At 35.0% G+C, this 26609-nt stretch carries 39 protein-coding genes; 8 read left to right on the top strand and 31 right to left on the bottom strand.

All coding sequences use genetic code 11. The annotated features are described in order from the left end of the window. Positions 1-233 precede the first annotated feature (233 nt). Both BUB80_RS23900 and BUB80_RS23895 read right to left on the bottom strand, forming a co-directional pair. Positions 234-956, bottom strand: a complete 723-nt coding sequence (locus BUB80_RS23900) for a pyridoxal-dependent decarboxylase (RefSeq protein ID WP_228433930.1) — start codon at positions 954-956, stop codon at positions 234-236. Between the two features lie 3 nt (positions 957-959). Further along, positions 960-1352, bottom strand: a complete 393-nt coding sequence (locus tag BUB80_RS23895) for a PLP-dependent aminotransferase family protein (RefSeq protein ID WP_228433928.1) — start codon at positions 1350-1352, stop codon at positions 960-962. A 417-nt stretch (positions 1353-1769) separates the two neighbouring features. Here BUB80_RS23895 and BUB80_RS21885 point away from each other — a divergent pair, with 417 nt between their 5' ends. Next, positions 1770-2132, top strand: a complete 363-nt coding sequence (locus tag BUB80_RS21885) for a helix-turn-helix domain-containing protein (protein ID WP_175549642.1) — start codon at positions 1770-1772, stop codon at positions 2130-2132. 69 nt (positions 2133-2201) lie between these two features. On the opposite strand, the gene rplQ is transcribed toward BUB80_RS21885, so the two are convergent. The 29 genes from rplQ to BUB80_RS21740 form a co-directional block, all read right to left on the bottom strand. Continuing rightward, a complete protein-coding gene (gene rplQ / locus BUB80_RS21880) occupies positions 2202-2726 on the bottom strand; it encodes a 50S ribosomal protein L17 (RefSeq protein WP_073297749.1) in 525 nt (174 codons plus the stop codon). A gap of 6 nt (positions 2727-2732) precedes the next feature. After that, positions 2733-3728, bottom strand: coding sequence for a DNA-directed RNA polymerase subunit alpha (locus BUB80_RS21875; protein ID WP_073297748.1), 996 nt, complete (start codon positions 3726-3728; stop codon positions 2733-2735). A 33-nt stretch (positions 3729-3761) separates the two neighbouring features. Continuing rightward, complete coding sequence (gene rpsD / locus BUB80_RS21870) at positions 3762-4370, bottom strand: 30S ribosomal protein S4 (RefSeq protein ID WP_073297746.1); 609 nt, start codon at positions 4368-4370, stop codon at positions 3762-3764. Between the two features lie 19 nt (positions 4371-4389). Beyond that, entirely contained in the window at positions 4390-4779 is a 390-nt protein-coding gene (gene rpsK, locus BUB80_RS21865; RefSeq protein WP_034702879.1) for a 30S ribosomal protein S11, read from the bottom strand. A gap of 12 nt (positions 4780-4791) precedes the next feature. Beyond that, the gene (gene rpsM / locus BUB80_RS21860; protein ID WP_073297743.1) at positions 4792-5169 is read right to left on the bottom strand and encodes a 30S ribosomal protein S13; all 378 of its coding nucleotides are present in this window, start codon (positions 5167-5169) and stop codon (positions 4792-4794) included. A 9-nt stretch (positions 5170-5178) separates the two neighbouring features. After that, entirely contained in the window at positions 5179-5295 is a 117-nt protein-coding gene (gene rpmJ, locus BUB80_RS21855) for a 50S ribosomal protein L36 (protein ID WP_007839480.1), read from the bottom strand. A gap of 63 nt (positions 5296-5358) precedes the next feature. Then, the gene (gene infA, locus BUB80_RS21850) at positions 5359-5574 is read right to left on the bottom strand and encodes a translation initiation factor IF-1 (RefSeq protein WP_047401287.1); all 216 of its coding nucleotides are present in this window, start codon (positions 5572-5574) and stop codon (positions 5359-5361) included. A 3-nt stretch (positions 5575-5577) separates the two neighbouring features. After that, positions 5578-6957: a preprotein translocase subunit SecY gene (gene secY / locus BUB80_RS21845; protein ID WP_034702876.1), complete on the bottom strand. Its 1380-nt coding sequence runs from the start codon at positions 6955-6957 to the stop codon at positions 5578-5580. A 9-nt stretch (positions 6958-6966) separates the two neighbouring features. After that, positions 6967-7416 carry a 50S ribosomal protein L15 gene (gene rplO / locus BUB80_RS21840; RefSeq protein WP_073297741.1) on the bottom strand — a complete coding sequence of 150 codons (450 nt, stop codon included), beginning with the start codon at positions 7414-7416 and terminating at the stop codon, positions 6967-6969. Positions 7417-7434: 18 nt separating this feature from the next. After that, complete coding sequence (rpmD, locus tag BUB80_RS21835) at positions 7435-7611, bottom strand: 50S ribosomal protein L30 (RefSeq protein WP_007839493.1); 177 nt, start codon at positions 7609-7611, stop codon at positions 7435-7437. A 10-nt stretch (positions 7612-7621) separates the two neighbouring features. Then, complete coding sequence (rpsE, locus tag BUB80_RS21830; RefSeq protein ID WP_034712988.1) at positions 7622-8143, bottom strand: 30S ribosomal protein S5; 522 nt, start codon at positions 8141-8143, stop codon at positions 7622-7624. Positions 8144-8162: 19 nt separating this feature from the next. Next, positions 8163-8516, bottom strand: a complete 354-nt coding sequence (gene rplR, locus BUB80_RS21825; RefSeq protein ID WP_073297740.1) for a 50S ribosomal protein L18 — start codon at positions 8514-8516, stop codon at positions 8163-8165. A 15-nt stretch (positions 8517-8531) separates the two neighbouring features. Continuing rightward, the gene (rplF, locus tag BUB80_RS21820) at positions 8532-9077 is read right to left on the bottom strand and encodes a 50S ribosomal protein L6 (protein WP_073297738.1); all 546 of its coding nucleotides are present in this window, start codon (positions 9075-9077) and stop codon (positions 8532-8534) included. Positions 9078-9094: 17 nt separating this feature from the next. Continuing rightward, positions 9095-9493 (bottom strand): 30S ribosomal protein S8, encoded by a 399-nt coding sequence (gene rpsH / locus BUB80_RS21815; RefSeq protein ID WP_072407375.1) that lies wholly within the window; start codon positions 9491-9493, stop codon positions 9095-9097. Positions 9494-9639: 146 nt separating this feature from the next. Further along, the gene (gene rpsN, locus BUB80_RS21810) at positions 9640-9909 is read right to left on the bottom strand and encodes a 30S ribosomal protein S14 (RefSeq protein ID WP_054512038.1); all 270 of its coding nucleotides are present in this window, start codon (positions 9907-9909) and stop codon (positions 9640-9642) included. Positions 9910-9912: 3 nt separating this feature from the next. Then, positions 9913-10464, bottom strand: a complete 552-nt coding sequence (gene rplE, locus BUB80_RS21805) for a 50S ribosomal protein L5 (RefSeq protein WP_073297736.1) — start codon at positions 10462-10464, stop codon at positions 9913-9915. Positions 10465-10477: 13 nt separating this feature from the next. Beyond that, positions 10478-10804, bottom strand: a complete 327-nt coding sequence (rplX, locus tag BUB80_RS21800; RefSeq protein ID WP_034738772.1) for a 50S ribosomal protein L24 — start codon at positions 10802-10804, stop codon at positions 10478-10480. 22 nt (positions 10805-10826) lie between these two features. After that, positions 10827-11195, bottom strand: coding sequence for a 50S ribosomal protein L14 (gene rplN / locus BUB80_RS21795; protein WP_066752865.1), 369 nt, complete (start codon positions 11193-11195; stop codon positions 10827-10829). Positions 11196-11197: 2 nt separating this feature from the next. Further along, positions 11198-11455 carry a 30S ribosomal protein S17 gene (gene rpsQ, locus BUB80_RS21790; RefSeq protein ID WP_052186088.1) on the bottom strand — a complete coding sequence of 86 codons (258 nt, stop codon included), beginning with the start codon at positions 11453-11455 and terminating at the stop codon, positions 11198-11200. 11 nt (positions 11456-11466) lie between these two features. After that, the gene (gene rpmC, locus BUB80_RS21785) at positions 11467-11655 is read right to left on the bottom strand and encodes a 50S ribosomal protein L29 (RefSeq protein WP_073297734.1); all 189 of its coding nucleotides are present in this window, start codon (positions 11653-11655) and stop codon (positions 11467-11469) included. A gap of 12 nt (positions 11656-11667) precedes the next feature. Beyond that, positions 11668-12093: a 50S ribosomal protein L16 gene (rplP, locus tag BUB80_RS21780; protein ID WP_073297732.1), complete on the bottom strand. Its 426-nt coding sequence runs from the start codon at positions 12091-12093 to the stop codon at positions 11668-11670. A gap of 78 nt (positions 12094-12171) precedes the next feature. Next, the gene (rpsC, locus tag BUB80_RS21775) at positions 12172-12909 is read right to left on the bottom strand and encodes a 30S ribosomal protein S3 (protein ID WP_066752875.1); all 738 of its coding nucleotides are present in this window, start codon (positions 12907-12909) and stop codon (positions 12172-12174) included. 7 nt (positions 12910-12916) lie between these two features. After that, positions 12917-13315: a 50S ribosomal protein L22 gene (rplV, locus tag BUB80_RS21770; protein ID WP_073297730.1), complete on the bottom strand. Its 399-nt coding sequence runs from the start codon at positions 13313-13315 to the stop codon at positions 12917-12919. A gap of 2 nt (positions 13316-13317) precedes the next feature. Then, positions 13318-13596 (bottom strand): 30S ribosomal protein S19, encoded by a 279-nt coding sequence (rpsS, locus tag BUB80_RS21765; protein WP_034702850.1) that lies wholly within the window; start codon positions 13594-13596, stop codon positions 13318-13320. 2 nt (positions 13597-13598) lie between these two features. Next, complete coding sequence (gene rplB / locus BUB80_RS21760; RefSeq protein WP_054512047.1) at positions 13599-14420, bottom strand: 50S ribosomal protein L2; 822 nt, start codon at positions 14418-14420, stop codon at positions 13599-13601. A gap of 22 nt (positions 14421-14442) precedes the next feature. Next, positions 14443-14733, bottom strand: a complete 291-nt coding sequence (gene rplW, locus BUB80_RS21755; RefSeq protein WP_054512048.1) for a 50S ribosomal protein L23 — start codon at positions 14731-14733, stop codon at positions 14443-14445. Positions 14734-14736: 3 nt separating this feature from the next. Next, positions 14737-15366: a 50S ribosomal protein L4 gene (gene rplD, locus BUB80_RS21750; RefSeq protein ID WP_072407371.1), complete on the bottom strand. Its 630-nt coding sequence runs from the start codon at positions 15364-15366 to the stop codon at positions 14737-14739. Next, a complete protein-coding gene (gene rplC, locus BUB80_RS21745; RefSeq protein WP_073297728.1) occupies positions 15357-15983 on the bottom strand; it encodes a 50S ribosomal protein L3 in 627 nt (208 codons plus the stop codon). Before rplC ends, rplD begins: the two co-directional genes overlap by 10 nt. A 232-nt stretch (positions 15984-16215) precedes the next feature. Next, entirely contained in the window at positions 16216-16980 is a 765-nt protein-coding gene (locus BUB80_RS21740) for a DeoR/GlpR family DNA-binding transcription regulator (RefSeq protein WP_054512051.1), read from the bottom strand. A gap of 117 nt (positions 16981-17097) precedes the next feature. On the opposite strand from BUB80_RS21740, the gene BUB80_RS21735 reads away from it, so the two are divergent. From BUB80_RS21735 to BUB80_RS21705, 7 genes are all read left to right on the top strand, one after another. Next, positions 17098-18696 (top strand): glycerol-3-phosphate dehydrogenase/oxidase, encoded by a 1599-nt coding sequence (locus BUB80_RS21735; RefSeq protein WP_073297726.1) that lies wholly within the window; start codon positions 17098-17100, stop codon positions 18694-18696. Positions 18697-18705: 9 nt separating this feature from the next. Then, positions 18706-20202 (top strand): glycerol kinase GlpK, encoded by a 1497-nt coding sequence (gene glpK, locus BUB80_RS21730; protein ID WP_073297724.1) that lies wholly within the window; start codon positions 18706-18708, stop codon positions 20200-20202. 23 nt (positions 20203-20225) lie between these two features. Continuing rightward, complete coding sequence (locus BUB80_RS21725) at positions 20226-20957, top strand: MIP/aquaporin family protein (protein WP_073297722.1); 732 nt, start codon at positions 20226-20228, stop codon at positions 20955-20957. Positions 20958-20964: 7 nt separating this feature from the next. Continuing rightward, a complete protein-coding gene (locus BUB80_RS21720) occupies positions 20965-21768 on the top strand; it encodes a hypothetical protein (protein ID WP_073297720.1) in 804 nt (267 codons plus the stop codon). Positions 21769-22130: 362 nt separating this feature from the next. Further along, a complete protein-coding gene (locus BUB80_RS21715; RefSeq protein ID WP_073297718.1) occupies positions 22131-22544 on the top strand; it encodes a hypothetical protein in 414 nt (137 codons plus the stop codon). Beyond that, positions 22544-23521 (top strand): hypothetical protein, encoded by a 978-nt coding sequence (locus BUB80_RS21710; RefSeq protein WP_073297716.1) that lies wholly within the window; start codon positions 22544-22546, stop codon positions 23519-23521. Before BUB80_RS21715 ends, BUB80_RS21710 begins: the two co-directional genes overlap by 1 nt. Before the next feature lie 129 nt (positions 23522-23650). Continuing rightward, positions 23651-26356, top strand: coding sequence for a hypothetical protein (locus tag BUB80_RS21705; RefSeq protein ID WP_073297714.1), 2706 nt, complete (start codon positions 23651-23653; stop codon positions 26354-26356). Positions 26357-26609: the final 253 nt, after the last annotated feature.

Here is a 26609-nt window from a genome sequence, read left to right as displayed (position 1 = left end):
ATACCATATTTCTTACGACATTCTGTAATTCCTAATTTACCGAATTCAATTTCTTTTACAATCTGAAGTTTCAAACTTAAACTGTAATCTTTCTGCGTACGCTTGACATAAAGTGTTTCTAAGTATTCTTTCATAACGATGATTTTTTTATGTATCGCTATTTCAGGACTAGACATTTTTAAAAAGCTTAAATATACTATACCAAAAATTAAATTTAGAGATTTAAACGGGCTCTAAGAGAGATTAATATCTTTTGATAAATCAAAGAAAAAATTATCAATGACTTCTTTAGAAATACCTGGCATACAAATGAGGTGTGCATAATCATCTTTTGTAGCCAGTTGCCATTTTTTACAAATAAATTCTGATGGTTTAGGAAATACCACTGTAATTGCATTTTTGTTACGGTAAGATGCTATTCCTAACTCCTGAAATATATTTTGAGTATATTCTGCTAATTCCAAAGATTCCAAAGCATTCTTGTGTAAGCCTTTTCTTCCTTGCTGTTTAATTATATACCATAAGATTACGGGTGTAAAACCGTTCCGAGATCCGTTAATAGTGGTATCAAGAGATCCTATATAGGATATATATTGATGAGCCAGATTTCCTTTATTCCTTTTCTTAACCACAACAATTCCACAGGGTATAGGTGAACCTATGAATTTGTGCCCGCTACATGTAATACTATCCACTCCATTTTTAAAATCAAACTTAGGGTCTTCCTCTATTAAAGGAAGGTAAGCTCCAGCAAGGGCAGCATCACAATGGATATAATAATGCTCTATATTATGTTTCTTTATAATATCAAGTATTAGAGAAACATTATCTTTTGCTTCTTTCATTGTTGTTCCGATATTGGCAACAATAATTACAGGCAGTTTAGAGCGTTGTTTAATGGACGATTCCAACTCATCATAATTTATTTCCCCATCATAATTCGCAGGAACTTCAATAGATTACATATTTAACAATCGAATACTTTTCGGTATGCTGTAATGAGATTCCGAAGAATAATATACTATTCCATTAGGATATAATTCCCTAGCAAGGTATAATCCATAAAGATTACCCTCGCTTCCCCCATTAGTAACATAGCCTGAATAGTCATCTTTAGATGCCCTAAATAAATCCGCAAAAAATTCAATAACCTCTCTTTCAATAGTAAAAGAGTTCACCTTATAGTTACTCTCAATAAACGGATCTCCTAAATTGATAAGAGGATAGCGAAGTAGGCTATAAAGCTCATGGTAGTTATTTCCTTTTGCAAAAGGATACCCAATCGATGTATTCGCATTTTCGGCTACCAAATCAATGAAATTTCTTAGTTTTTGAATTTCTTTCTTAGTCATTGCTTAATTATTTAATAGTTAATGTTATTTTGAAAATATTTATTTCTTTAATCAAGTAAGATATTTGCTCTCAAAAATCATCTTATCATTTTAATAAATTCAAGAAGTAATTCAAACAAAATTGAAGTCTATTTTCGAAGGGAATACTTTTGAAATATTCCACTTTCTTAAAATAAATAGCCTAAGCAGATACAATTCATTTTTAACATTTTTATAGATTAAAGATTTTTACAAGTTACTTTATCTCCTTAATTATTCCTTACTTGGTGAATATTTAATTACTCAAAAATAATAAAATATTAAATGATAATTATCAATATTATTTGTAACTTAGTTGCAATTTTTAACAAAAAAAAACACAATATATTGCAAATATTTTCACACAAATACAATAATAAAATTTATTACCTAGAAACTATGATAAAATTCAAATTATTAGAGGTTAGGAAAAGGAAAAAATTAACTCAGGAACACATGGCAAACGTATTGTACATGAATATTTCCAATTACAGCAGGCGTGAAAACGGTCAAATTAAAATAAACACCAAAGAATGGCAAAAACTTGCAGAAATATTAGATGTTCCCCTTGAGCAGATATATGAAACAGATGATGAATTTTTTATTGAGTATTTAGAAAAAAAAGTACTCAACATTAATACTCTCCATTACTGCAATGGTCAAATTTTTTATGAATTACAAAAATGTATTGAAAAACTTGAACTTGAACTAGCAAAACTAAAAGAAGATATAAAAAATATGAAAGTCCAGGATATGATATAAAACTGTTTAATATGTAAAAAAAAACCGTTCAGAAATCTGAACGGTTTTTTATTTATATCTGAGAATATATTATTCTGCAGTTTTTTCCTCTGTAGAATCAGCTGCTTCTGCCGTAGGCTCTGCAACTTTTTCTTCTACTTTAGGAGCATCAGCAACTACCGCTTCTTTTTTAGCAGTTGTAGTTCTTCTACTTCTTCTAGTAGTCTTTTTCTCTTCAGCATTAGGATTGTAAAGTTCGTTGAAATCAACTAGCTCGATAAGAGCCATGTCAGCAGCATCACCTTGTCTGAAACCAGTCTTGATGATTCTTGTGTAACCTCCGTTTCTTTCTGCGATTTTAGGAGCTACTGATCTGAAAAGTTCAGTAACAGCCTCTTTACTTTGAAGATATGAAAAAACAATTCTTCTATTGTGTGTAGTATCTTCTTTTGCCTTTGTTAAAAGAGGCTCAACATATACTCTTAAAGCCTTAGCTTTAGCTACAGTAGTGTTGATTCTCTTATGCTCAATTAGAGAACAAGCCATATTAGAAAGTAAAGCACTTCTATGAGAAGCTGTTCTTCCTAAGTGATTGAATTTTTTACCGTGTCTCATTATTAATTATTTATCAGCGTCTAACTTATATTTTGCAACGTCGAAACCGAAGTTAAGACCTTTTGAATGCACTAATTCTTCTAGTTCTGTCAAAGATTTTTTACCAAAATTTCTGAATTTCATCAAATCAGACTTACTGTAAGAAACCAGCTCTCCAAGAGTTTCTACTTCAGCTGCTTTTAGACAGTTAAGGGCTCTTACTGAAAGATCCATATCTGCTAATTTAGACTTAAGAAGTTGTCTTGTGTGAAGCGTTTCTTCATCATATTGGATAGATGCTTTTACAGCTTCAGTTTCAAGTGTGATTCTCTCATCAGAGAACAACATGAAGTGATAAATTAATATCTTAGAAGCTTCTGTTAAAGCATTCTGAGGGCTGATTGAGCCATCAGTTTCTATATCTAATACAAGTTTTTCGTAGTCTGTTTTTTGCTCTACACGATAATTTTCAATACTGTATTGTACTTTCTTAATAGGGGTGAAAATAGAATCAATAGCAATAGTTCCTACAGGAGCATTGTTTGTTTTATTTTGTTCCGAAGGAACGTACCCTCTACCTTTCTCTACATTGAAAGTGATTTCGAAAGTTACATCACTGTTTAGGTTACAGATCACTAAATCCGGATTTAAAATCTCGAATCCGTTTACTGATTTACCTAAATCTCCAGCAGTAATAATCGTCTGTCCCGTAACTTTAGCAACAACCTGCTCGTTCGTCTGGTTTTCTGCCGTAGCTTTTAATCTTACCTGCTTAAGGTTAAGAATAATTTCGGTAACGTCTTCGATTACTCCTGGAATAGTTGAAAATTCGTGCTCTACACCTTCTATTTTGATAGATGAAATAGCGTATCCTTCCAGAGAAGAAAGCAACACTCTTCTCAAAGCATTACCGATTGTAAGCCCGAAACCTGGTTCTAGAGGTCTAAATTCGAATTGACCTTTAAATTCATCAGAGTTAAGTAAAATTACTTTATCGGGTTTTATGAATTGTAAAATTGCCATATTATTGGGTTGAGCAAAAATTTGATTAAAAAATTATTTAGAGTAAAGTTCGACGATAAGTTGTTCCTTGATGTCCTCCGGAATTTGGATTCTCTCAGGAGCAGAAATGAAAGTACCTTCTTTCTTCTCATCGTTGAATTGTAACCACTCATAATTTGCTTTAGCAGCCAATGAGTCAGTAACAACCTCAAGAGACTTAGATTTCTCTCTTACAGCGATTACATCACCAGCTTTTACTAAATAAGAAGGGATGTTAAGGATCTCACCGTTCACAGTAATGTGTCTGTGAGAAGTTAACTGTCTTGCACCAGATCTAGTTTTAGCAAAACCTAATCTGTACACTACGTTATCCAATCTTGATTCACAAAGCTGTAATAGAACTTCACCTGTTACACCTTTACTTCTGTGTGCTTTATCAAATAGGTTAGCAAACTGTCTTTCTAAAATACCGTAAGTATATTTAGCTTTTTGTTTTTCAGCTAGCTGAACTGCATATTCTGATTTTTTAGCACCTCTTCTTTTGTTAGGACCATGTTGTCCTGGCGGTTGGTTTTTTCTCTTTTCGAAGTTTTTATCATCTCCGTAGATTGCAGCACCAAACTTTCTAGCAATCTTAGTTTTAGGTCCAATATATCTTGCCATAATGGGTAAATTCTAAAAATTAAACTCTTCTTCTTTTTGGTGGTCTACATCCATTGTGTGGCATAGGAGTAACGTCAATAATTTCGCTAACTTCAATACCTGAATTGTGAATTGTTCTGATAGCAGACTCTCTACCTGCACCAGGACCTTTCACGTACACCTTTACTCTTCTTAGTCCAGCTTCGTGAGCTACGTTAGAGCAATTTTCAGCTGCCATTTGAGCAGCAAATGGAGTATTCTTTTTAGAACCTCTGAATCCCATTTTACCGGCAGAAGCCCAAGAGATAACTTCTCCGCTTTTATTTGTTAAAGAAATGATGATGTTATTGAAAGAAGCTTGAATATGCGCTTCACCAATAGCTTCAACTTTTACTTTTCTTTTTTTAACTACTTTACTTTGTTTTGCCATAATTCCTAACGATTATTTACTTGCTTTTTTCTTGTTAGCAACTGTTTTTCTCTTTCCTTTACGGGTTCTAGAGTTGTTTTTCGTTCTCTGGCCTCTTAAAGGTAGTCCTAGTCTGTGACGTATTCCTCGTTGGCATCCTATGTCCATCAATCTCTTGATGTTCAATTGCACTTCAGATCTTAACTCACCTTCAACTTTTACGTTTTCTGAGATATAATTTCTGATTGCAGCCAATTCATCGTCATTCCATTCGTTGACTTTCTTATCTTCGCTAATACCGGCAACTTTAAGGATTTCAGAAGAAGTACTTCTTCCAACTCCATAAATATAAGTCAAACCGATAACGCCTCTTTTGTTTTTTGGTAAATCAATACCTGCAATTCTCGCCATAATTTAATATTAGCCTTGTCTTTGTTTAAATTTTGGGTTCTTCTTGTTGATAACAAATAGTACACCTTTTCTGCGTACGATCTTGCAATCAGCACTTCTTTTTTTGATTGATGCTCTAACTTTCATTTGATAGTATTTATTTTTTAACAATAGCCAAATGGAAACCCGAAGACTCCATTTGGCGGTTGTTTAATATCTAAAAGTAATTCTCCCTTTTGTCAAATCATAGGGAGACATTTCTAGTTTTACCTTATCACCAGGTAAAAGTTTAATATAATGCATTCTCATTTTACCAGAAATATGAGCGATAAGCATATGCCCATTTTCTAGCTCTACACGGAACTGGGCGTTCGAAAGTGCTTCCGTAATAACGCCGTCTTGTTCAATATGTTTTTGTTTTGCCATAAATTAATATCCAGTCGTTCTTGACAGTTTAGACTGCATTAAGCCATCATAGTGATGGTTCAGCAGATATGTATTAATCTGTTGAACTGTATCCAAAATAACTCCCACCATAATCAATAGTGATGTTCCCCCGAAAAATAGGGCGAACGCATCTGTCTGAACAAAGCTTCCATGCACAATTGCTGGAAGGACTGCAAAGATAGATAAAAATATTGCACCTGGCAAGGTAATTTTAGATAAAATATCATCTAAATAATCAGCTGTCTCTTTACCGGGTCTTACTTTCGGTACTAAACCTCCATTTCTCTTCAAATCATCAGCCATTTGGTTTACCGGAATTGTAATTGCAGTATAGAAAAATGAGAAGATAATAATTAATAGCGCGAACAATACGTTGTACTGCCAGCTAAAAACATTCTTGAAACCTGCAAGAAAAGTATTAGATTCATCAAATTTGGTTAATAAACCTGGTACAAACATCAATGCCTGAGCAAAGATAATTGGCATAACTCCAGCAGCATTAACTTTCAATGGAATCCATTGTCTTGCTCCTTGCATAAGATTTCTATTTACACCTCCTCTTGCTTGAGCTCTGCTTACATATTGAATTGGAATTTTTCTAACAGCGACCGATAGGACGACTGCTAAAAGAACCACCAACATCCAGAATATCACTTCAATAAGGATCATGATAGATCCCATTCCTCCTTTTCCGTTCTGCACGGCCATTTCCTGTACAAATGCTTCTGGAAGTCTAGATAATATACCAACCATAATAAGGATAGAAATACCATTTCCGATTCCTTTGTCAGTAATTTTCTCACCTAGCCACATTGCAAATACTGATCCGGCAACTAGTATAACAATACTTGGTAACCAGAACATGATAGAGTTTGGCTCTACATAGTATGCAGATTGGAACTGAGCATATGGTAAGAATAATTGAGTAATAGAAGTTAAATAAGAAGGTGCCTGTACAAGACAAACCCCAATTGTTAACCATCTAGTAATTTGATTCAATGTATTTCTACCGGACTCTCCATCTTTCTGAAGTTTCTGAAGATAAGGAATAGCCATCCCCATCAACTGAACAATAATAGAAGCTGAAATATAAGGCATGATACCTAACGCCATTACAGAAGCGTGGCTGAAAGCCCCTCCCGTAAACGACGAAAGCAAGCCAAGGAGACCTGCTCCTTGCTTGTTACCGCCTTGATTTTTATAATGCTCTAAGAGATCTCCTACTTCTGCAAGGTTAATTGCAGGCAACGAGATATAAGATGCGAATCTATACACAAGGATAATACCTAACGTAAAGAGAATTTTATCTCTTAATTCCTTTAGGCTCCAAATATTCTTAAGGGTTTGTATAAATTCTTTCATTAGTTACTATTATAATGTAATTGCTTGTCCACCTACTTTAGAGATAAGCTCTAATGCAGATTTAGTGAATTTATCAGCAGAGATTGAAACCGCAGATTTCAATTCTCCTCTACCCATAATTTTCACTGATTCGTTTTTAGTAGCTAAACCGTTTTGTACTAAAACTTCTTTTGTAATATCTCCTGTTACAGATTTAGTATCAATTAAAGTTTGAATATCGTCTAGGTTAATAGCTCTAAATTCTTTTCTGTTTACATTTTTGAAACCGAATTTCGGTAATCTTCTTTGTAAAGGCATCTGACCTCCTTCAAAACCGATTTTCTGAGAATAACCAGCTCTTGCTTTCTGACCTTTGTGACCTTTCGTAGAAGTACCTCCTTTTCCACTACCTTGACCTCTACCAATTCTTTTTGAACTAAAAGTAGAACCTGCAGCAGGTTTTATGTTGTTTAAATTCATTTTAATTTCTTTTTAAAATTATTTTTGAACTTCAAGTAAATGACTAACTGCAGCTATCATACCTAAAATAGAAGGCGTAGCTTCGTGTTCTACAACTTGGTGAAGTTTCTTAAATCCTAATGCTTCAAGCGTTCTCTTTTGGGTTTTTGTTCTACCAATAGCGCTTCTTACTTGTTTTACTTTAATTGTTGCCATTGTTTATTTATTAACCGTTAAACACTTTACTTAGAGAAACTCCTCTCATTCTTGCAATTTCTTCAGGTCTTCTGATGTCTAACAACGCTTTAAAAGTAGCTTTCACTACGTTGTGAGGGTTAGAAGATCCTTTAGATTTTGAAAGGATATCGTGAATACCAGCAGACTCCAATACCGCTCTTACTGCACCACCTGCAATAAGTCCTGTACCGTGAGAAGCAGGTCTCAAGAAGATATCTGCACCACCGTATCTAGCAGTAGTTTGGTGAGGGATTGTATGGTTCATTACAGGTACCTTAACAAGGTTTTTCTTAGCGTCTTCAACTGCTTTAGCAATTGCAGAAGCAACCTCTTTAGATTTACCTAAACCGTAACCAATAACTCCTTCTTCATTTCCAACAACAACGATAGCAGAAAACCCGAAAGCTCTACCACCCTTAGTTACTTTAGTTACTCTGTTTACAGCTACGAGACGATCTTTTAATTCTAATCCTCCCGGTTTTACTCTTTCTATATTATCTAGTCCTAACATATTTTCCGAAATTTAATGATTAGAATTTAAGTCCTCCTTCTCTCGCACCATCAGCTAGAGCTTTCACTCTTCCATGGTATACGAAACCGTTTCTATCAAATACAATAGTTTCAATTCCTGCAGCAACCGCTTTAGCAGCGATAGCTTTACCAACAGCAGCAGAAACTTCACTTTTTGTACCTTTAGCGTCAACTCCTTTATCTCTAGAAGAAGCAGATACTAAAGTTTTACCGTCTTTGTCATCGATTAACTGAGCGTAAATTTCCTTATTACTTTTATATACAGATAATCTTGGCAATTCAGAAGATCCAGAGATTTTTCCTCTTACTCTTCTTTTTATTCTTATTCTTTTTTCTAATTTACTTAATGCCATAATACTTATAATTTATTAAGCAGATTTACCAGCTTTACGTCTAACAATTTCTCCTACGAATCTTACACCTTTTCCTTTGTATGGCTCAGGCTTTCTGAATGAACGAATCTTTGCAGAAACCATTCCTAGAAGTTGCTTGTCATGAGACGTTAAAGTAATAATTGGGTTTTTACCTTTTTCAGTCAATGTGTCGATTATTACTTCTTTTGGAAGTTCTAAAACGATACCGTGAGAGAATCCTAAAGCTAACTCAAGTTTTTGACCTGTGTGTGAAGCTCTATATCCTACCCCTACTAGTTCTAACTTTTTTGAGAAACCTTCAGTAGTTCCCAAAATCATGTTATTGATTAACGCTCGGTATAAACCGTGTAGCGCTCTGTGTTGCTTAGAATCAGATGGTCTGCTGAATGTAAGCACGCCATCGTTTTGTTCTAAAGTAATTCCTTCTGTAAGCTCCTGAGAAAGTTCTCCTTTAGGACCTTTTACAGTTACCACACCGTCTTTTTGAGTGACAGTAATTCCAGCGGGAATTGTTATAATTGCTTTACCAATTCTTGACATTTTCCTTTGATTAAAAATTAATAAACATAGCAGATTACTTCACCGCCTACTTTTTCTTCTCTAGCTTTTTTATCAGTCATTACCCCTCTAGAAGTAGAGATAATAGCGATACCCAAACCGTTCAATACTCTTGGAAGTTCAGTAGAACCTTTGTATTGTCTTAGACCTGGTCTTGAAGCTCTTTGGATAGACTTGATTGCAGGCTTGCTTGTTTGCTTGTCATACTTCAAAGCTATTTTAATCGTTCCTTGAACAGCGCTCTCTTCAAACTTGTAGTTTAAGATATACCCTTGATCAAATAAGATTTTTGTAAGCTCCTTTTTGATTTTCGATGCAGGAATTTCCACCACTTTGTGGCCTGCGCTTTGTGCGTTCCTTACTCTTGTTAGGAAATCTGAAATTGGATCTGTTACCATTTTTCTTTTTTAAATTATTGGTTAAAGACAATCAGTATTGAAGGGACTTGAAGATTAAAATATCAGACGTCAGAAAAACTTCGGTCTGATATTTATTTCTTTAGTATCCAGACAACTTAATTGTCCCGATTTTTAATTAGTAATTACTACCAACTAGCTTTTTTCACTCCCGGAATAAGACCGTTATTGGCCATTTCACGGAAAGTTACTCTAGAAAGACCGAAAGTTCTCATGTAACCTCTTGGTCTACCTGTTAGTTTACATCTGTTGTGTAATCTTACAGGAGAAGCATTTTTAGGTAATTTTTGAAGTCCTTCATAATCACCAGCTTCTTTTAAAGCTTTTCTTTTTTCAGCGTATTTAGCAACAACTGCTTCTCTTTTGCGCTCACGCGCTTTCATTGATTCTTTAGCCATTTCTTAGTTCTTTTTGAAAGGTAAACCGAAGTGAGTTAACAATGCTTTAGCTTCTTTATCTGTTTTCGCAGTTGTAACGAAAGTGATGTCCATCCCTTGGATTTTTTTCACTTTGTCGATTGCGATCTCAGGGAAGATAATTTGCTCAGTAATACCTAAGTTATAATTACCTCTACCATCGAAACCATCAGCTTTAATACCAGAGAAATCTCTAATACGTGGCAAAGCAGAAGCCGTAAGTCTGTCTAAGAATTCGTACATTTTGTGAGCTCTAAGAGTTACCTTAGCACCTACAGGCATACCTTTTCTTAATTTGAAAGCTGCTTCATCTTTCTTAGAAATAGTACCTACAGCCTTTTGACCAGTAATATTTGTAAGTTCTTCTACAGCATAGTCAATAATTTTCTTGTCTGCAGTAGCATCACCCAAACCTTGAGATAGGATGATTTTTTCTAATCTAGGTACCTGCATTACAGATTTGTACCCAAATTCTTCCATCATTGCAGGAACAATTGTTTCTTTATATGCTTTCTTGGGTCTTGCGATATATTCCATGTGTTATTTAAAATTATAAAGTTTCACCCGTTTTTTTGTCGATTCTTACTTTCTTATCTCCTTCGATTTTGTAACCGATTTTGATAGCTTTTCCGTCTTTACCAACTAAAGCTATGTTTGAGATATGAATAGAAGCTTCTTTCTCTGTGATTCCTCCTTGAGGATTTGAAGCTGAAGGCTTAACGTGTTTTTTAACGATGTTAAGTCCTGCAACGATAACTCTAGGGTCTTTTCCTTCTTTTTTGATCACTTCAATAACTTCACCAGTTTTACCTTTGATATCTTTTTTACCAGTAGTAATGATTACGTTATCTCCTCTTTTTATTTTTAACTTTGACATTTTCTTTTAAAAATTTTTAAAATTAAAGTACTTCAGGAGCCAATGAAATGATCTTCATATATTCTTTGTCTCTCAACTCACGAGCAACAGGTCCGAAAACACGTGTTCCTCTCATTTCTCCACCAGCGTTTAGTAAAACACAAGCATTGTCTTCGAATTTGATGTATGAACCATCTTTTCTTCTAACTGCTTTCTTAGTTCTTACTACTACCGCTTTAGATACTTGACCTTTCTTTGCGTTTCCTGATGGTGTAGAAGCTTTGATAGTAACTACAATCTTATCACCAACTGAAGCATATCTTCTTCTGGTACCACCCAGAACTCTGATTACTAGCACCTCTTTAGCACCAGTGTTATCAGCAACTTTTAATCTTGATTCTGTTTGTAACATTATTACTTAGCTTTTTCAATGATTCTTACTAATCTCCATCTCTTACTCTTGCTCATAGGTCTAGTTTCTTGGATAAGAACTGTATCTCCTTCTGTGCATTCGTTGTTTTCGTCGTGTGCAGTATATTTTTTCGTTTTCAATACGAATTTACCGTACATCGGGTGTTTCACTCTAGTAGTCTCACTTACAACAATGGTCTTTTCCATTTTATTGCTGGAAACTATTCCGATTCTTTCTTTTCTTAAGTTTCTTTCCATAATATATGAAAATCTTATTGTTGTTTGTTAGTTAACTCAGTATTTAGTCTTGCGATTGTTCTTCTCAAATCTTTGATTTGAATTGGATTTTCAAGTGGGCTGATTTTGTGAGCTAATTTCATTTTAGTGAATTCAGTCTTAGCTTCAGCCAATTTTGCTTGAATATCTTCAGCGCTTAGATTTTTAATTTCAGCTTGTTTCATTGTATTCAAAGATTATAGAGGTTTAACAAAATCGTTAGCTACTACAAATCTAGTAACTACCGGTAATTTTTGAGCAGCAAGTCTTAATGCTTCTTTAGCGATTTCGTAAGATACACCTCCGATTTCGAACATAATTTTACCTGGCTTCACTACAGCTACCCAATATTCTACAGCACCTTTACCTTTACCCATACGTACTTCGGCTGGTTTCTTAGTAATAGGCTTATCTGGGAATATTTTGATCCATAGTTGACCTTCTCTCTTCATATATCTTGTAGCAGCGATACGAGCAGCTTCAATTTGTCTTGCAGTGATCCAAGCTCCTTCTGTAGCTTTGATTCCGAAAGTTCCGTAAGCAAGTTGATTACCTCTTTGAGCAATCCCCTTCATCTTCATCTTATGAACTCTACGGAATTTGGTTCTTTTTGGTTGTAACATAATTTCTTAAATTTTAGATTTTAGAATTTAGATTTTAAAAAAGTAACGGTCGTTTAAAAACTATCCTCTAAAATTTTATTAATTATTTTTTTTATCTCTTGAAGGTCTTCTGTTATCTCTATCTCCTCTGTTTCCACCACCTGAAGGACCACCTTTCTTCTGTTGTCCTACTAATGGCATAAGGTCTCTCTTACCATAAACTTCTCCCTTCATAATCCAAACTTTCACTCCAAGTTTACCGTACTGAGTTAATGCTTCACCAATGTGGTAATCAATATCTGCTCTGAAAGTAGACAAAGGAATTCTTCCGTCTTTGAAAGATTCGCTTCTTGCCATTTCAGCACCGTTCAATCTACCAGAGATTTGAACTTTGATACCTTCAGCACCCATTCTCATTGTACTAGCGATAGCCATTTTAACAGCTCTTCTGTAAGAAATTCTGTTTTCAATTTGCTTAGCAATACTGTCAGCAACTAAAACTGCATCAAGTTCAGGTCTTTTGATTTCGAAAATATTGATTTGAATATCCTTTTTAGTAAGTTTCTTCAATTCTTCTTTTAACTTGTCAACTTCCTGACCTCCTTTACCGATGATAAGTCCCGGTCTAGCAGTAGTAATTGTAACTGTTACTAATTTTAATGTTCTTTCAATATAAATTTTTGAAATTCCACCTTTAGATAATCTAGCTTCAAGGTATCTTCTGATTTTGTAGTCTTCAGCGATTCTGTCTCCATAATCTTTACCACCAAACCAGTTTGAATCCCATCCTCTGATGATACCTAATCTGTTACCAATTGGATTTGTCTTCTGTCCCATACCTTGATTAATTTTCTTTATTACCTAAGATTAGTGTAATGTGGTTAGATCTTTTTCTGATTCTGTGTCCTCTACCTTGTGGTGCAGGTCTTAGTCTCTTCAATTGTCTAGCACTGTCTACAAAAATTTCTTTAACGATAAGATTCGCTTCTTCAATATCAGCACCTTCGTTTTTCAACTGCCAGTTAGCCATTGCAGAAAGTAATACTTTCTCTAATTTGTTAGAAGCGTCTTTTTTAGAATATTTTAGAATGCTTAAAGCTTTATCTACTTCTACTCCTCTGATGATATCAGCTACTAATCTCATCTTTCTTGGAGAAGAAGGGCAATCATTATGTAATGCTTTCACTACATCTTGATTCGTTAATTTACGTGCTAATGCACTTTCTCTTTTTCTTGATCCCATGATTATCTACTTCCTTTGTTTTTGTTACCACCATGACCTCTAAAAGATCTTGTTGGAGAAAATTCGCCTAGCTTGTGACCAACCATGTTTTCTGTAACATAAACAGGGATAAAAGATTTCCCGTTGTGTACTGCAATAGTTTGTCCTACGAAGTCCGGAGAGATCATTGATGCTCTAGACCAAGTTTTGATAACTGTCTTCTTACCAGACTCTATGTTTGTCTGAACCTTCTTATCTAAAGTATGATGAATGAATGGTCCTTTTTTAAGTGATCTTGCCATAATTATTTACGTTTAGATATGATATGACGGTTAGACGCTTTGTTTTTCTTTCTGGTTTTGTAACCTTTAGCTGGCATACCGTTTCTAGATCTTGGGTGACCTCCAGATGAACGTCCTTCACCACCTCCCATTGGGTGATCTACAGGGTTCATTACTACCGGTCTAGTTCTAGGTCTTCTACCTAACCATCTGCTTCTACCAGCCTTACCTGATACAGTTAACTGATGATCAGAGTTAGAAACAGATCCAATCATTGCATAACACTCAGTAAGGATCATTCTAGATTCTCCTGAAGGCAATTTGATGATTGCATATTTTCCGTCTCTTGAAGTAAGTTGAGCTGAAGATCCAGCACTTCTTGCTAAAATAGCACCTTGTCCAGGCTTCATTTCAACACAAGAAATCACTGTACCCAATGGAATATTTTTCAATTTCATTGCGTTACCGATATTCGGTTCTACAACCTCACCTGAAACTACCTTTTGATCTACTTTGATACCGTTTGGAGCGATGATATATCTCTTCTCTCCGTCAGCATATTCTAATAAAGCGATAAATGCAGTTCTGTTTGGATCATATTCTACAGTTTTTACCGTTGCTTCAACATCATGCTTGTTTCTTTTGAAGTCGATAATTCTGTATTTCTTTTTGTGTCCACCTCCGGTGTAACGCATGGTCATTTTACCAGTTTGGTTACGTCCACCTGACTTACTAATACCAACAGTTAGAGATTTCTCTGGTTTGTTAGTAGTAATTTCCTCAAAATTGTTAACAATTCTGAATCTCTGTCCTGGGGTGATAGGTTTTAATTTTCTAACAGACATTACTATTATTTATAATTAATAATTAATTTACAGCAAAAATATCGATTACTTCCCCTTCAGCAAGAGTGATAATCGCTTTTTTCAATTTGTTTGTCTTTCCTACTTGAAGACCTTTTTTAGTGTATTTTGAAGAAACCTTCGGAGCATAAATCATTGTTCTAACGTCTGCTACCTTTACACCGTAAGCTACTTCTACAGCTTTTTTAATTTGGATTTTATTCGCCTTAGGTTGTACTAAGAAAGAATAAGCACCTCTTAAATCTGTAAGATAGTTTGCTTTCTCTGAAATAACTGGTTTAATAATTAGTGACATGATTTATTTCTTTAAATTTTCCTGGAATTTTTCAACTGCACCTTCTAAGAAAACGATCTCACCTGCATTGATTAAGTCATAAGAAGAAATTTCGTTGAATTTCATAACTTTAGTCTTAGGTAAGTTTCTTGAAGATAAATATACATTCTTGTTTGTATCAGGAAGAATGAATAAAGATTTAGTATCATTTAATGCTAATGCATTTAAGATAGTGATGAAATCTTTAGTTTTAGGAGCAGCAATGCTCAATCCTTCTACAATTCTGATGCTGTTGTCTCTCATTTTCTGAGAAAGAACAGATTTTTTAGCTAATCTCTTAAGAGCTTTGTTCAATTTGAATCTGTAGTCTCTTGGCTTAGGTCCGAATACTCTACCTCCACCTCTGAAAGTTGGAGATTTAATATCACCGTATCTAGCAGATCCAGATCCTTTTTGCTTCTTAAGTTTCTTAGTAGAAGCAGTAATTTCGCTTCTTTCTTTTGATTTATGAGTCCCTTGTCTTTGTGCAGCAAGGTACTGTTTAACTTCTAAGTAAACCGCGTGCTTGTTTGGCTCAATACCGAATACAGATTCGTCTAGAGTTACTTTTTTTCCGGTTTCTTTTCCTGATGTATTTAATACTACTAGTTCCATTTTCTGATAATTACATAAGAATTTTTAGCTCCCGGAACAGCACCTTTTACTACTAAAAGATTTTGTTCTTGATCCACTTTTAATACTTGAAGGTTTTGTACAGTTACCTGCTTACCTCCCATTCTACCTGCCATTCTCATTCCTTTGAATACTCTCGAAGGATCTGATCCAGCACCGATAGAACCTGGAGCTCTAAGTCTGTTGTGCTGACCATGAGTAGCTTGCATTACACCTCCAAATCCGTGTCTTTTAACAACACCTTGGAAACCTTTACCTTTAGAAGTACCTGTTACATCCACGAATTCACCTTCGCCGAATAATTTTACAGTTACATCTTCTCCTACTGTTACTTGGTCTACGAATTCTCTGTAGAATTCTACCAACTTAGCTTTAGGAGTAGAACCAGCCTTTTTAAAATGACCAGCTAACGCTTTACCAACGTTCTTCTCACTCTTGTCATCGAAACCTAATTGAACTGCTTTATAGCCGTCCTTTTCAATGGTTCTGACCTGTAAAACCGAGCATGGACCAGCTTGGATAACTGTACAAGGAATGTTTTTTCCTTCTTCGTTAAACAAAGATGTCATACCGATTTTTTTACCAATAATACCTGACATTATTTATATAATATGTTATAAAATTTCCTTGGATTCACACACATTTTAGAAAGGTTTGAAGTAATTTCTACTTTTGATATAGGCATACTCTACCCCTAAAATGAGTGTGCAAATTTATGAATTATTTTCAAATTGACAAATTTTATTGCAAAATATTTTGATTTTTAGCAGTTTACAAAAAATAAGCGTCCTTAATGTGATTTTAGTAACTATATAGGAGCTATCATTAAAATTATTTTGTAATAACTGAGACTCCAACTTCCTCAAGTCCCTTTCTGTCTTCTTTTAAGATACCATCGTCTGTTATCAAACAATCTATTTGATCTAGCGTAGCAATCCTTCCAAAACCTTTTTTATTCAGCTTTGAAGAGTCAGCCAATATCACCACCTTATCAGAACACTCAATCATCAACTGATTAAGATGAGCTTCTGCAGCATTGGATGTACTAATACCAAAATCCAAATCAATACCATCTACTCCCAAAAACAATTTGTTGCAGGAAAACTGCTTCAGAATAGTTTCGGATATAGAACCTACTATAGAAGTAGAGCTCTTTCTTACCTCTCCTCCTAATTGTATAATATTAATGTTAGGATTATTACAAAGCTCAAGTGCCACCCTTAAAGAAGAGGTAAGAACCGTAAGCCTTCCAAAATTCACCAACATTCTTGCCAGATAATGCATTGTTGTACCGGAAGCTAATATAATACAGTCGTTTTCCTGAATCATCTGTAAAGCAGCTTTAGCAATACTCTGTTTCGCTTCTACATTAATGTTCTCTTTTTCATCTACATTTTTCTCATACGCATATCTCACGTATTTACTTGCCCCTCCATGATTACGAAACAACAATCCCAGACTTTCTAAATAGTTCAAATCCTTTCGAATGGTAACAGAAGACACATTAAATTTTTCACATAGATCCTGAACAAGAACATAATCTTTTTCATCTAACACCTTTAAAATATCACTATGCCTAGCTATTAACTTTTCCATTGAATTTATTTCATCAAATTTATCACTTTTTTCCGACTTCTTAAAAATTTCATTTATTTTCTTTTTAGTTTCGTTTTTAATTTATACATTTGAAAACGAAACATAAACGAAACAGTTATGAAACGAAATGAAGAACTAAATAAATTAGCCAATACTCAAGAGTGGGATTTTATTGTCATTGGCGGAGGAGCCAGCGGCCTTGGTTCAGCATTAGACGCAACAAGCAGAGGATTCAAAACTTTATTGATAGAATCTCATGATTTTGCAAAAGCCACATCCAGCAGAAGTACGAAACTCGTCCATGGTGGCGTGAGATATCTAGCTCAAGGAGATATCGGGTTAGTAAAAGAAGCATTAAAAGAAAGAGGTCTACTGGCACAAAATGCAGCTCATGTAGTAAAAAACCAATCTTTCATTATCCCCAACTATACTTGGTGGGGAGGAATCTATTATAAAATAGGATTATCCATCTATGATTTTCTTGCAGGAAAATTAAGCCTTGGAAGAACTCAATACATAAGCAAGTCTAAAACCGTAAGTAAACTTCCAACCATCGAACAGAAAAATCTGATGAGCGGCGTTGTTTATCAGGATGGACAGTTTGATGATGCCCGTCTGGCCATTAACCTTGCTCAAACCATTATTGAAAAAGGAGGAAGTGCTATTAATTATTTAAAAGTCATTAACCTTCTTAAAAATGATTCAGGAAAAATAAACGGTGTACTTGCAGAAGACCAGTTTACGCAAAAGCAATACGAAATTCGCGCTAAAGTAGTCATCAACGCAACAGGAGTATTCACCAATGATATATTGAATATGAATAATCCCAAGCATGGTAAACTTGTTGTTCCAAGTCAGGGAATTCATTTGGTTTTAGATAAATCATTCTTAAAAAGCGATGACGCCATCATGATTCCTAAAACTTCAGACGGAAGAGTTTTGTTTGTAGTTCCATGGCATGACAGAGCTTTAGTAGGAACAACCGACACTTTATTGGAAAGCGAAAGTTTTGAACCGCGTGCTTTGGAAGAAGAGATCAATTTCGTTTTAACGACCGCAAGACAATATTTATCTAAAAAGCCAACCCGTGAAGATGTAAAATCTGTTTTCGCAGGATTAAGACCTCTTGCAGCTCCTGAAGGGGAAGGAAAAAGTACAAAAGAAGTTTCCAGAAGCCACAAGGTCATCGCATCAGATACAGGACTGGTTTCTATCATCGGTGGAAAATGGACGACTTACCGTAAAATGGCAGAAGATACCATCAACAAAGCCATGGAAATTCATAAACTGGGAATCACAACTTCTAAAACAGAGAACCTATCTATTCATGGCAATATGAAAGCTGATCAGGTAGACAGAAGCAGTCATTTATATGTATACGGTTCAGATATCCCTTCTATCAAAAAATTACAGGAAAGCAATCCTTCATATTCTGAAAAAATTCATCCGGAACATCCATTCACAGTTGCAGAAATAATCTGGGCTGTACGATATGAAATGGCAGAAACCATAGAAGATGTTTTTGCAAGAAGAGTCCGTATGTTATTCTTAGATGCAAGAGCAGCAATAGACAGTGCTCATAAAGTAGCCTCTATCATTGCACAAGAAAGAGAACTTTCACAAGAATGGGCACAACAGCAGGAAAAAGAATTTATTGAATTAGCAAAAGGTTATTTATTAATACCCTATTCTCCGAAAACAATCAACCTTAATTAATATAACAGCATGCGTGAAAAATTAATTCTCGCTTTAGATCAAGGCACTACCTCTTCTAGAGCCATTTTATTCAACCACAGTGGAGAAATAGAATATATTTCTCAAAAGAGTTTTGAGCAGATCTTCCCTACTCCAGGCTGGGTAGAGCATGATCCTAATGAAATTTGGTCGTCGCAAATTTCAGTTGCTGCAGAAATTATTGCAAAAGCAGGAATTTCAGGGCTAGAAGTCGCCGCTATCGGAATTACCAATCAACGAGAAACAACCATTGTTTGGGATAAAGAAACCGGAGAACCGATCTACAATGCTATTGTATGGCAAGACAGAAGAACATCCAAATATTGTGATGAACTGAAAGAAGAAGGCCATACCGATATGATTAAGAAGAAAACAGGACTTGTTCTGGATGCTTATTTTTCGGCAACAAAATTAAAATGGATATTAGACCACGTAGATGGTGCCAGAGAAAAAGCTGAAGCAGGAAAACTGTGCTTCGGAACTGTTGACACCTGGTTGGTATGGAAACTTACCCGTGGAAAAATGTTCATTACTGATGTTTCCAATGCCAGTAGAACCATGCTTCTGAATATTCACACCTTAGATTGGGATAATGAGTTATTGGAATTGTTTAATATTCCAAGAGCTATTTTACCCGAAGTGAAACAAAGCAGCGAAATTTATGGTGAAACAGCCACTACTTTATTTTCAACAAAAATTCCTATTGCCGGCATTGCCGGAGATCAACAGGCTGCTTTATTCGGACAAATGTGTACCACTCCCGGAATGGTAAAAAACACGTATGGAACAGGATGTTTTCTACTAATGAATACAGGAAAAGAAGCAGTAGAATCTAAAAACAACCTACTGACTACCGTTGCATGGAAAATAAATGGAGAAGTAAATTATGCTTTAGAAGGAAGTGTATTTGTAGGAGGTGCAGCCATACAATGGTTAAGAGATGGTCTTAAACTGATTAATTCAGCAGAAGAAATCAATGATCTTGCTAAAACAGTAGAAGACAATGGCGGCGTTTATTTCGTACCTGCATTAACAGGTTTGGGAGCTCCTTACTGGGATCAATACGCAAGAGGAACTATCGTTGGAGTAACTCGCGGAACCACCAACGGACACATCGCAAGAGCAACGTTGGAAGGAATTGCTTTTCAGGTATATGATATCGTGAAAGCAATGGAAGCAGATTCAGGAAGACCAAGTTTAGAACTAAGAGTTGACGGAGGAGCTTCTGCAAGTGATTTATTAATGCAGATACAGTCTGATCTTTTCTCTGTTAAAATCACAAGACCAAAAACATTAGAGACTACCGCTTTAGGTGCCGCTTACCTTGCAGGTCTTGCCGTTGGATACTGGAAAAACATTGATGAGATTCAATCTCAATGGATCGTAGATAAAGACTTCCATCCACAGTTGGAAAAAGAAAAATCTGCTCAAATGGTTCATTTCTGGCACAAAGCAGTACAACGTTCCCAAAACTGGATCGAAGATTAATAACCCCCAAATAAATAATACATATGACACCATTTGTAGCAGAAATAATTGGGACAATGCTTATGATCCTATTAGGAAACGGCGTTGTAGCAAACGTTGTTTTGAAAGATACTAAGGGAAACAATTCCGGATGGATTGTTATCGCTACCGCTTGGGCACTGGCCGTTTTTGTAGGCGTTCAGGTAGCCGGACCTATCAGTGGCGCTCATTTAAACCCGGCCGTTACCATAGGTTTGGCAGTAGCAGGAAAATTCTCGTGGGACCTTGTTCCCACTTACATAGCAGGCGAGATGATTGGAGCCGCATTGGGAGCATTTCTTGTATGGCTATTCTACAGAGATCATTTCGCAATCACTGAAGATGAAGGAGCCAAACTTGCTTGTTTCAGTACTGGCCCGGCCATTAGAAACCCTTTATCAAATTTCATCAGTGAAACGATTGGAACTTTCGTACTTGTTTTTGTGATCTTTTATTTTTCAGATCCAAGCCTTTCAATTCATAATGATACTACCGCAAAAATAGGATTAGGCTCTATCGGTGCATTACCTGTTGCTTTCTTGGTTTGGGCCATTGGTCTTTCCCTAGGAGGAACTACAGGATACGCTATCAATCCCGCAAGAGATCTGGGTCCCAGAATCATGCACGCCCTCCTTCCTATCAAAGGAAGCAGCGACTGGGGATATGCCTGGATTCCTATTGCAGCACCCATACTCGGGGCTTCTTTAGCAGCAATACTTTACAGTTTCTTAAACTAATTTACCCATGAAAAAAATCGCAACAATGATCTGCCTGGTAACCCTGGGCATAGGGAAGCTTTTTGCTCAAGAAGCTGAAGAAAATAAAGACAATGGTAGATTGGATTTCACGGCAAACATCCAGAACAATCACCTTTGGAGAGGATTAATCATTACTGATAAACCTGTTGTTATGGGAAATCTTTCTTATGCCCTTGATGCAGAAAAAAAATGGAAAGTGGGGATATGGGGAGCTTCTGCTCTGGCGGATGATAAAGACGGAACCCATTATAAAGAGATCAACTATTATGTTCAATATTCAAACGGACGTTTTTATATTGGACTGTGGGATTTATTTAATTCAAGAAATATAAACACCACAGTAGCATCAGACGATATCTTCAATTACTCAAACAGAAGAACGGCTCATATCATTGATCTAAGAACTAATTATACTTTCGGACCTTCATTTCCAATTAACGTTGAAACAGACATTATGCTTTACGGAGGAGCAAATGCAGGAGAGGTTGTACTAGAACCGGACGGAAGCTATAAAAAGAATAAATATTCTACTTATGTGCAGGTAAGCTACCCCGTGATAGCCGGTAAAAAAGTAAATCTGGATGCATTTGTAGGTGCCGGATTTGCCCTTAATGACGCAACCTTTCTGTATGGCAACGGAAAAAACAGCTTTGATGTTGTGAATGCGGGCGTAAAAGCCAGCAAAACTGTAAAAATTACAGACCACTACAGTCTTCCCGTCTCTATGATGGCGATGTGGAATCCTTCTAATAAATACGCAAGAATTCAATTAGCGGCGACTGTGTTTTAAAATAAAAAATTGTTAGTAAAGGACAAGCCATTCCAGTTATTGGAATGGTTTGTTCGTTTTGAACATGTTTTGACTTTAACCACAAAAGAGACAAAAGCTTTTATTGACCGTTTTAAAGTTTAACTATTTTGAAAATAAAAGCTTGCAAAAGAATAAAATCAAAGATTTTTTAAAACTTATGTGTACTTTTTAACAGAATAAATTTTAGCTTAAAAAAACTAAAGCGTTCAACCTTTTATGCCTTTTGTGGTTAAAATTTTAGCTCCCACAGATTTCACAGATGATTCTTTTTAATAAAGACAATCCCCGTGTTTTTACGGTTTAATTTTTGCTAAGATATCTTTAATTTTGAGAAAAAAAATATGAAAAAGGCTTTCAGCATATTTATTTTATGCATCAGTATTGTATCTTATGCTCAGTCTAACGCTCCTTTCATCGGGAAACGAGATTTCAATATTATGGAAGGCTACAGCGGAACCGGAACTCCAGCCTATTATCTGGATGTAAAGAAAAATGGTGACGTCTATTTTGGTTTCGTTCAAATAAACCAAGCTAGCGGAGAAGAAACGAAAGAAGAAATCAATGCAGGAAAATACAATCCGAAAGTAATGAAAGTTCATTTTAAAACAAACGACGAAACATTATATCTAAAATTCGATAAAGAGAAAATTTACCTTACCGACGAAAAAGGAAACATTCAAAAATCAGAAGACTGCTGTTCTGTTTCAGAAACAGAAAGTGGAAGTTGCACCTGTGATAGCGCATTGTATCAATAATGAAAATATTAAGAATATTATTTATCCTCTTTCTTGTGGTTTCGTGCCAAAAGAAAAATAGCCATCCGTATACCTTCTATTACTGGAAAACCAATCTCTCCTTACATCCGGAAGAGAAAAAAGCATTGGATAAAGCAACCATTCCATATCTGTACACACGATTTTTTGATGTAGATAAAGTTGGCGGAAAATTTCAGCCGGTGGGTGTTATCACAAAAGACAAAAGTTTTCAGTCCTATAAACAAATTGTCCCAACTGTTTTCATTACCAATCAAACCTTGTTCAATATTTCACAAGATGAGATTCAATTTCTTGCTGAAAGCATCAATCAATTAATTCAAAAAAAAATTACAGAATATCATTTAAAAGTTAATAACGAAATTCAAATTGATTGTGACTGGACCGCTGGAACAAGAGATGATTATTTTACGTTTTTAAAAGAGCTTAAAAAAATATCTGGAAAAGAAATCACTTGCACGCTACGCCTTCATCAGGTGAAAGATAAAAACCAAACCGGAATTCCGCCTGTTGACAAAGTATATTTAATGTGCTACTCTACTTCTTCGCCTTTGGAAAATTCAGATAAAAATTCGATTCTGGATGTGACGGTTTTGAAAAATTATCTTTCGAAAATTGAAGACTATCCTATTAAAAAGATAGATGTGGCTCTTCCCATCTATTCGTGGGGAATTGTTACCAATCATTTAGGAAAACATAAATTGATTAATGCATTGTCTAAAGAAGATCTAAAAAATCCTAATTTCAAAAAAATGTCCTCAACAGAAATTGAAATACAGAAAGATGGATTCTATTTTGGAAATTATCTTAACAAAGGTTTCAGAATAAAAGTTGAAGAAATAGCTGATGATCAGCTTCAGGAAGTTGTTGGTTTTCTTGAGAAAAAAATTAACTATTTCAATATCATTTATTATCAATTAGATAGTAAATTTGTTACAGGGCAGAATTTTAATTTTTAATTTAAATATTATCAATAACAAAATCTGAAAAGATATAACATTGTTTTTCTCCCGCAGATTACGCAGATTTACGCAGATAATTTGAATCCTTCTTTTAATTTTAAACTATAAAAAAACACCATCTATACAATGAAAAAGTACTTTCTTTCGCTTGCGGTTTTATCACTTTTTTACACAGAATCTAATGCCTGTGGCTGGTCTGATCCAGATTATGAATACTTTAATCTTTTTACTCAAAGTATTATAAAAGATAAATCATACCTGCCTTTTCTTCATAGTTATTCTACGAGGTTCTACACAGGTTTCAAACCGTCTCAGATCCCTGATGAAAATATTGAATCCTGGAAAAAGTTTTTTAATAATCAATTAAGTTATTCCGAAACGGATTTCCTGGTCAATAAAATGAGCATGAATGATCTGAATGAATTGAAAAAAGGCAATTCAACCAATACTTTACTCACAAAACTCGGCGCCGGCTCTTATCAAAAATATCATGAGGGAATTGATTATTTAATTGAGGCTAAATATTTGGAGCCTTACATGAGCATCAATTATGTTGAAAGCCCCAACTCATTTTATAATAACGAAGACAAAACCAGCAAGAACGCAACGAATTTAGATTACGACAAAACAATTTCAGCTTTAACATCGCTATACAATGCGGCAAAAAATCCTGAGATTAAACAACGTTACGGTTATCAGTTGGTTCGTTTTAATCATTATACAAGAAATTATGATGTTGCGCTTCAGGCATTTAAAACCTATGTAGAACCTGTAAAATTAAAAGGTTCAGTTTATTTCATGTCTCTTGATCAGTTGGCAGGCGCACAGAGAGGATTAGAAATGAAGAATGATGCTAACTGGAACTTCTTTCAGGTTTTTATGAACAGCAAAAGCCGTAAAGAATCAGCATTTGTATCGATGAAACTTTCAGATACCGCTTCTTTCAATAACATCATGAAAAGAGCCGGAACCAATGATGAAAAGAATATGGCGTATTTCCTTTTAGGCTATGAAGATTTCACCAATCCGATTCCTATTATGGAAAAAATGTACGATATCAATCCTGATTCCGAAATCTTAAAAGTAATGGCCGTAAGAAGCATTAATGAACTGGAACGAAATTATCTTCCGATTTATTATTACGGTCATGATGACATTAAATCTGCTACTTCCAAAACAAATATTTCGGAGAATAAAAAGGCTGAACAATCTGATTCAAAAAAAGAAGAACTTTCGTTTTGGCAAAAAATTGTAAGGTTCTTTAAAAAGCTTTTCGGAGTAAAATCTGACGCCGTATCGGATAATAAAAAAGCAGATCAAAGTGATGATGAATTGCTGGATAACCCGAATAGGATTCCGTTTTACGCTAAAAATACCAGTTACTATTATGATGATAAGACTAAAGATTTCTTAGATGATCTGGAAAAATTCACAGAAAAAACTAAAACGAAATCTAAAGATGAATACTGGCAAATTGCCGATGCCTACTTAAAGTTTTTGAAAAAAGATTACAAAGCAAGTACTGAAATTTTAGAAGATATTAAAACCAATAACCCGGAATATATTGAGCAAATAAAAAGAATGAAAGTTCTGAATGATATCGTTTCCCAACCCAAAATAACTGCGGAATATGAAAATCATTTAATGAAAGATTATTCTGAATATTTTATTGAAAAAGAGGTTAAAAAAGATCCTGTACAAACAGAAGAAGATTCCTATTACGGAACAGTTCCATCAACGGCTTCTTTCCTTAAAGATGTTTTGGCTAACCGTTATTTCTTACAGGGAGAAGACGGAAAATCATTCTTAATGAGCAATAAACTTTCTGACCTTCAATACAACCCCAACTCTCAATTGGTAAAAAGTGTCGAAGATTTTTACAGAAAGCCCAACAAGTCTCAATTTGAGCAACAAATCATTGCCAAAAACATTAATAGCGTAGGAAATATTGATGCCTTTTTCAGTTTAATTTATGGAGACAGAGCCATGAGAATGGCTGATTTTGAAAAAGCGAAATCCTATTACCAAAAAGCACAAGGCTTCGCCGGAATTCCAAGAATAGATTATGACTGGAGCAGCAATGTTGAGAAAACAAGTCTTCATCAATATAAGCCTTCTGAATATAATGGATTTAATAATATCCCTAATCTTGTTTTCGGACATAATGTTTGGGAAAGTTTCCAAAGTGATGCTGCTACAAGCATGAAAATGGAAGATTACACACCGTTCCCTTTCATTAAAAAAGACATGAATAAGTTAGAGTTAGTAGACGCATTAATTCAGCTTAAAACCATAGGAAACGGAAAAGATGAAAAGGCTGCAAAAGCCAATCAGCTTGTTGGAAATTTATTATACAACACTTCTATTTTAGGATATTACAGAGAATTGTTTGTAATGGATATTGATAACAGCAATGGTGGAAAATATGATTTCTGGAATACCAATAAGAAAACACCTTACCAATATTATTACAAAAACTTCCTTGACTCCTCTTACATAGAACCCGACAACTTTGATCTGGCTATTAATTATTATAAAAAAGCATTAGATATTGCCACCAATAAAGAACAGAAAGCCAGAATCCTTTTCCAAATGGCGAGCGCAGAACAAGGTAAGTATTATCAATACGAAGCCAAAAACCAAGCTACCATTGATTATTCTGATCCTAAATATTCTGAGAAAAGTGACGCTCACCTTAAACAACTAGACGAGATTAAAAATCAGAAATTCAGAACCTATTTTGCCATGATTAAAAATCAATATGCCGATACCGAAACTGCAAAAGGTCTTATGGGAAGCTGTTCTTATTTTGGGTATTTTATGAAGAGATAAGCTATAAAACTAAATACTGAAAGTAAAACCATTTGCTTTCTGTAGTAAAAAGTTTTTATTCAGGTTATTAAATTTAAAATATTGCAGCACTATAAAACATAAAAGCCTCGCAAAATGCAAGGCTTTTTTATAACTTTCCAGTAGGATACGAGCAGAATGCCATAAGTGTTCGAAACCTCAAAATTATTATATTTGAGTCTAAAACAGATTTATGAAATTAGAAGAAGTTTTAGGCTATATTCCAAAAGAAGAA

Source organism: Chryseobacterium polytrichastri (assembly GCF_900142445.1).
Classification (GTDB): domain Bacteria; phylum Bacteroidota; class Bacteroidia; order Flavobacteriales; family Weeksellaceae; genus Chryseobacterium; species Chryseobacterium polytrichastri.
The sequence above is the reverse complement of the archived record's forward strand: the minus strand, read 5'-3'. Positions and strand labels throughout refer to the sequence as shown.

Excerpts from the sequence above, each read along its gene's own strand:
- BUB80_RS21705 (WP_073297714.1), top strand. The coding sequence starts at position 23,651 with ATGAAAAAGTACTTTCTTTCGCTTGCGGTTTTATCACTTTTTTACACA.
- BUB80_RS21875 (WP_073297748.1), bottom strand. The coding sequence starts at position 3,728 with ATGGCAATTTTACAATTCATAAAACCCGATAAAGTAATTTTACTTAAC.
- rpsD (WP_073297746.1), bottom strand. The coding sequence starts at position 4,370 with ATGGCAAGATATATTGGACCTAAAACTAAGATTGCTAGAAAGTTTGGT.
- rplX (WP_034738772.1), bottom strand. The coding sequence starts at position 10,804 with ATGTCAAAGTTAAAAATAAAAAGAGGAGATAACGTAATCATTACTACT.
- rplE (WP_073297736.1), bottom strand. The coding sequence starts at position 10,464 with ATGGAATATATCGCAAGACCCAAGAAAGCATATAAAGAAACAATTGTT.
- rpmC (WP_073297734.1), bottom strand. The coding sequence starts at position 11,655 with ATGAAACAAGCTGAAATTAAAAATCTAAGCGCTGAAGATATTCAAGCA.
- rpmJ (WP_007839480.1), bottom strand. The coding sequence starts at position 5,295 with ATGAAAGTTAGAGCATCAATCAAAAAAAGAAGTGCTGATTGCAAGATC.
- rplP (WP_073297732.1), bottom strand. The coding sequence starts at position 12,093 with ATGTTACAACCAAAAAGAACCAAATTCCGTAGAGTTCATAAGATGAAG.
- rpsE (WP_034712988.1), bottom strand. The coding sequence starts at position 8,143 with ATGTTAGGACTAGATAATATAGAAAGAGTAAAACCGGGAGGATTAGAA.
- rplQ (WP_073297749.1), bottom strand. The coding sequence starts at position 2,726 with ATGAGACACGGTAAAAAATTCAATCACTTAGGAAGAACAGCTTCTCAT.
- BUB80_RS21725 (WP_073297722.1), top strand. The coding sequence starts at position 20,226 with ATGACACCATTTGTAGCAGAAATAATTGGGACAATGCTTATGATCCTA.
- rplN (WP_066752865.1), bottom strand. The coding sequence starts at position 11,195 with ATGTTACAAACAGAATCAAGATTAAAAGTTGCTGATAACACTGGTGCT.
- secY (WP_034702876.1), bottom strand. The coding sequence starts at position 6,957 with ATGAAAGAATTTATACAAACCCTTAAGAATATTTGGAGCCTAAAGGAA.
- rplC (WP_073297728.1), bottom strand. The coding sequence starts at position 15,983 with ATGTCAGGTATTATTGGTAAAAAAATCGGTATGACATCTTTGTTTAAC.
- rpsC (WP_066752875.1), bottom strand. The coding sequence starts at position 12,909 with ATGGGACAGAAGACAAATCCAATTGGTAACAGATTAGGTATCATCAGA.
- BUB80_RS21735 (WP_073297726.1), top strand. The coding sequence starts at position 17,098 with ATGAAACGAAATGAAGAACTAAATAAATTAGCCAATACTCAAGAGTGG.
- BUB80_RS21885 (WP_175549642.1), top strand. The coding sequence starts at position 1,770 with ATGATAAAATTCAAATTATTAGAGGTTAGGAAAAGGAAAAAATTAACT.
- rpsS (WP_034702850.1), bottom strand. The coding sequence starts at position 13,596 with ATGGCAAGATCACTTAAAAAAGGACCATTCATTCATCATACTTTAGAT.
- BUB80_RS23895 (WP_228433928.1), bottom strand. The coding sequence starts at position 1,352 with ATGACTAAGAAAGAAATTCAAAAACTAAGAAATTTCATTGATTTGGTA.
- rplO (WP_073297741.1), bottom strand. The coding sequence starts at position 7,416 with ATGAATTTAAACAACATAAAACCTGCTGCAGGTTCTACTTTTAGTTCA.
- glpK (WP_073297724.1), top strand. The coding sequence starts at position 18,706 with ATGCGTGAAAAATTAATTCTCGCTTTAGATCAAGGCACTACCTCTTCT.
- rplW (WP_054512048.1), bottom strand. The coding sequence starts at position 14,733 with ATGTCACTAATTATTAAACCAGTTATTTCAGAGAAAGCAAACTATCTT.
- rplV (WP_073297730.1), bottom strand. The coding sequence starts at position 13,315 with ATGGGATCAAGAAAAAGAGAAAGTGCATTAGCACGTAAATTAACGAAT.
- rplR (WP_073297740.1), bottom strand. The coding sequence starts at position 8,516 with ATGGCATTAAGTAAATTAGAAAAAAGAATAAGAATAAAAAGAAGAGTA.
- BUB80_RS21740 (WP_054512051.1), bottom strand. The coding sequence starts at position 16,980 with ATGGAAAAGTTAATAGCTAGGCATAGTGATATTTTAAAGGTGTTAGAT.
- rpsH (WP_072407375.1), bottom strand. The coding sequence starts at position 9,493 with ATGGTAACAGATCCAATTTCAGATTTCCTAACAAGAGTAAGGAACGCA.
- rpsM (WP_073297743.1), bottom strand. The coding sequence starts at position 5,169 with ATGGCGAGAATTGCAGGTATTGATTTACCAAAAAACAAAAGAGGCGTT.
- infA (WP_047401287.1), bottom strand. The coding sequence starts at position 5,574 with ATGGCAAAACAAAAACATATTGAACAAGACGGCGTTATTACGGAAGCA.
- BUB80_RS21710 (WP_073297716.1), top strand. The coding sequence starts at position 22,544 with ATGAAAATATTAAGAATATTATTTATCCTCTTTCTTGTGGTTTCGTGC.
- rpsK (WP_034702879.1), bottom strand. The coding sequence starts at position 4,779 with ATGGCAAAACAAAGTAAAGTAGTTAAAAAAAGAAAAGTAAAAGTTGAA.
- BUB80_RS21720 (WP_073297720.1), top strand. The coding sequence starts at position 20,965 with ATGAAAAAAATCGCAACAATGATCTGCCTGGTAACCCTGGGCATAGGG.
- rplB (WP_054512047.1), bottom strand. The coding sequence starts at position 14,420 with ATGTCTGTTAGAAAATTAAAACCTATCACCCCAGGACAGAGATTCAGA.
- rpsN (WP_054512038.1), bottom strand. The coding sequence starts at position 9,909 with ATGGCTAAAGAATCAATGAAAGCGCGTGAGCGCAAAAGAGAAGCAGTT.
- rplD (WP_072407371.1), bottom strand. The coding sequence starts at position 15,366 with ATGGAACTAGTAGTATTAAATACATCAGGAAAAGAAACCGGAAAAAAA.
- BUB80_RS21715 (WP_073297718.1), top strand. The coding sequence starts at position 22,131 with ATGAAAAAGGCTTTCAGCATATTTATTTTATGCATCAGTATTGTATCT.
- rpmD (WP_007839493.1), bottom strand. The coding sequence starts at position 7,611 with ATGGCAACAATTAAAGTAAAACAAGTAAGAAGCGCTATTGGTAGAACA.
- rplF (WP_073297738.1), bottom strand. The coding sequence starts at position 9,077 with ATGTCAAGAATTGGTAAAGCAATTATAACAATTCCCGCTGGAATTACT.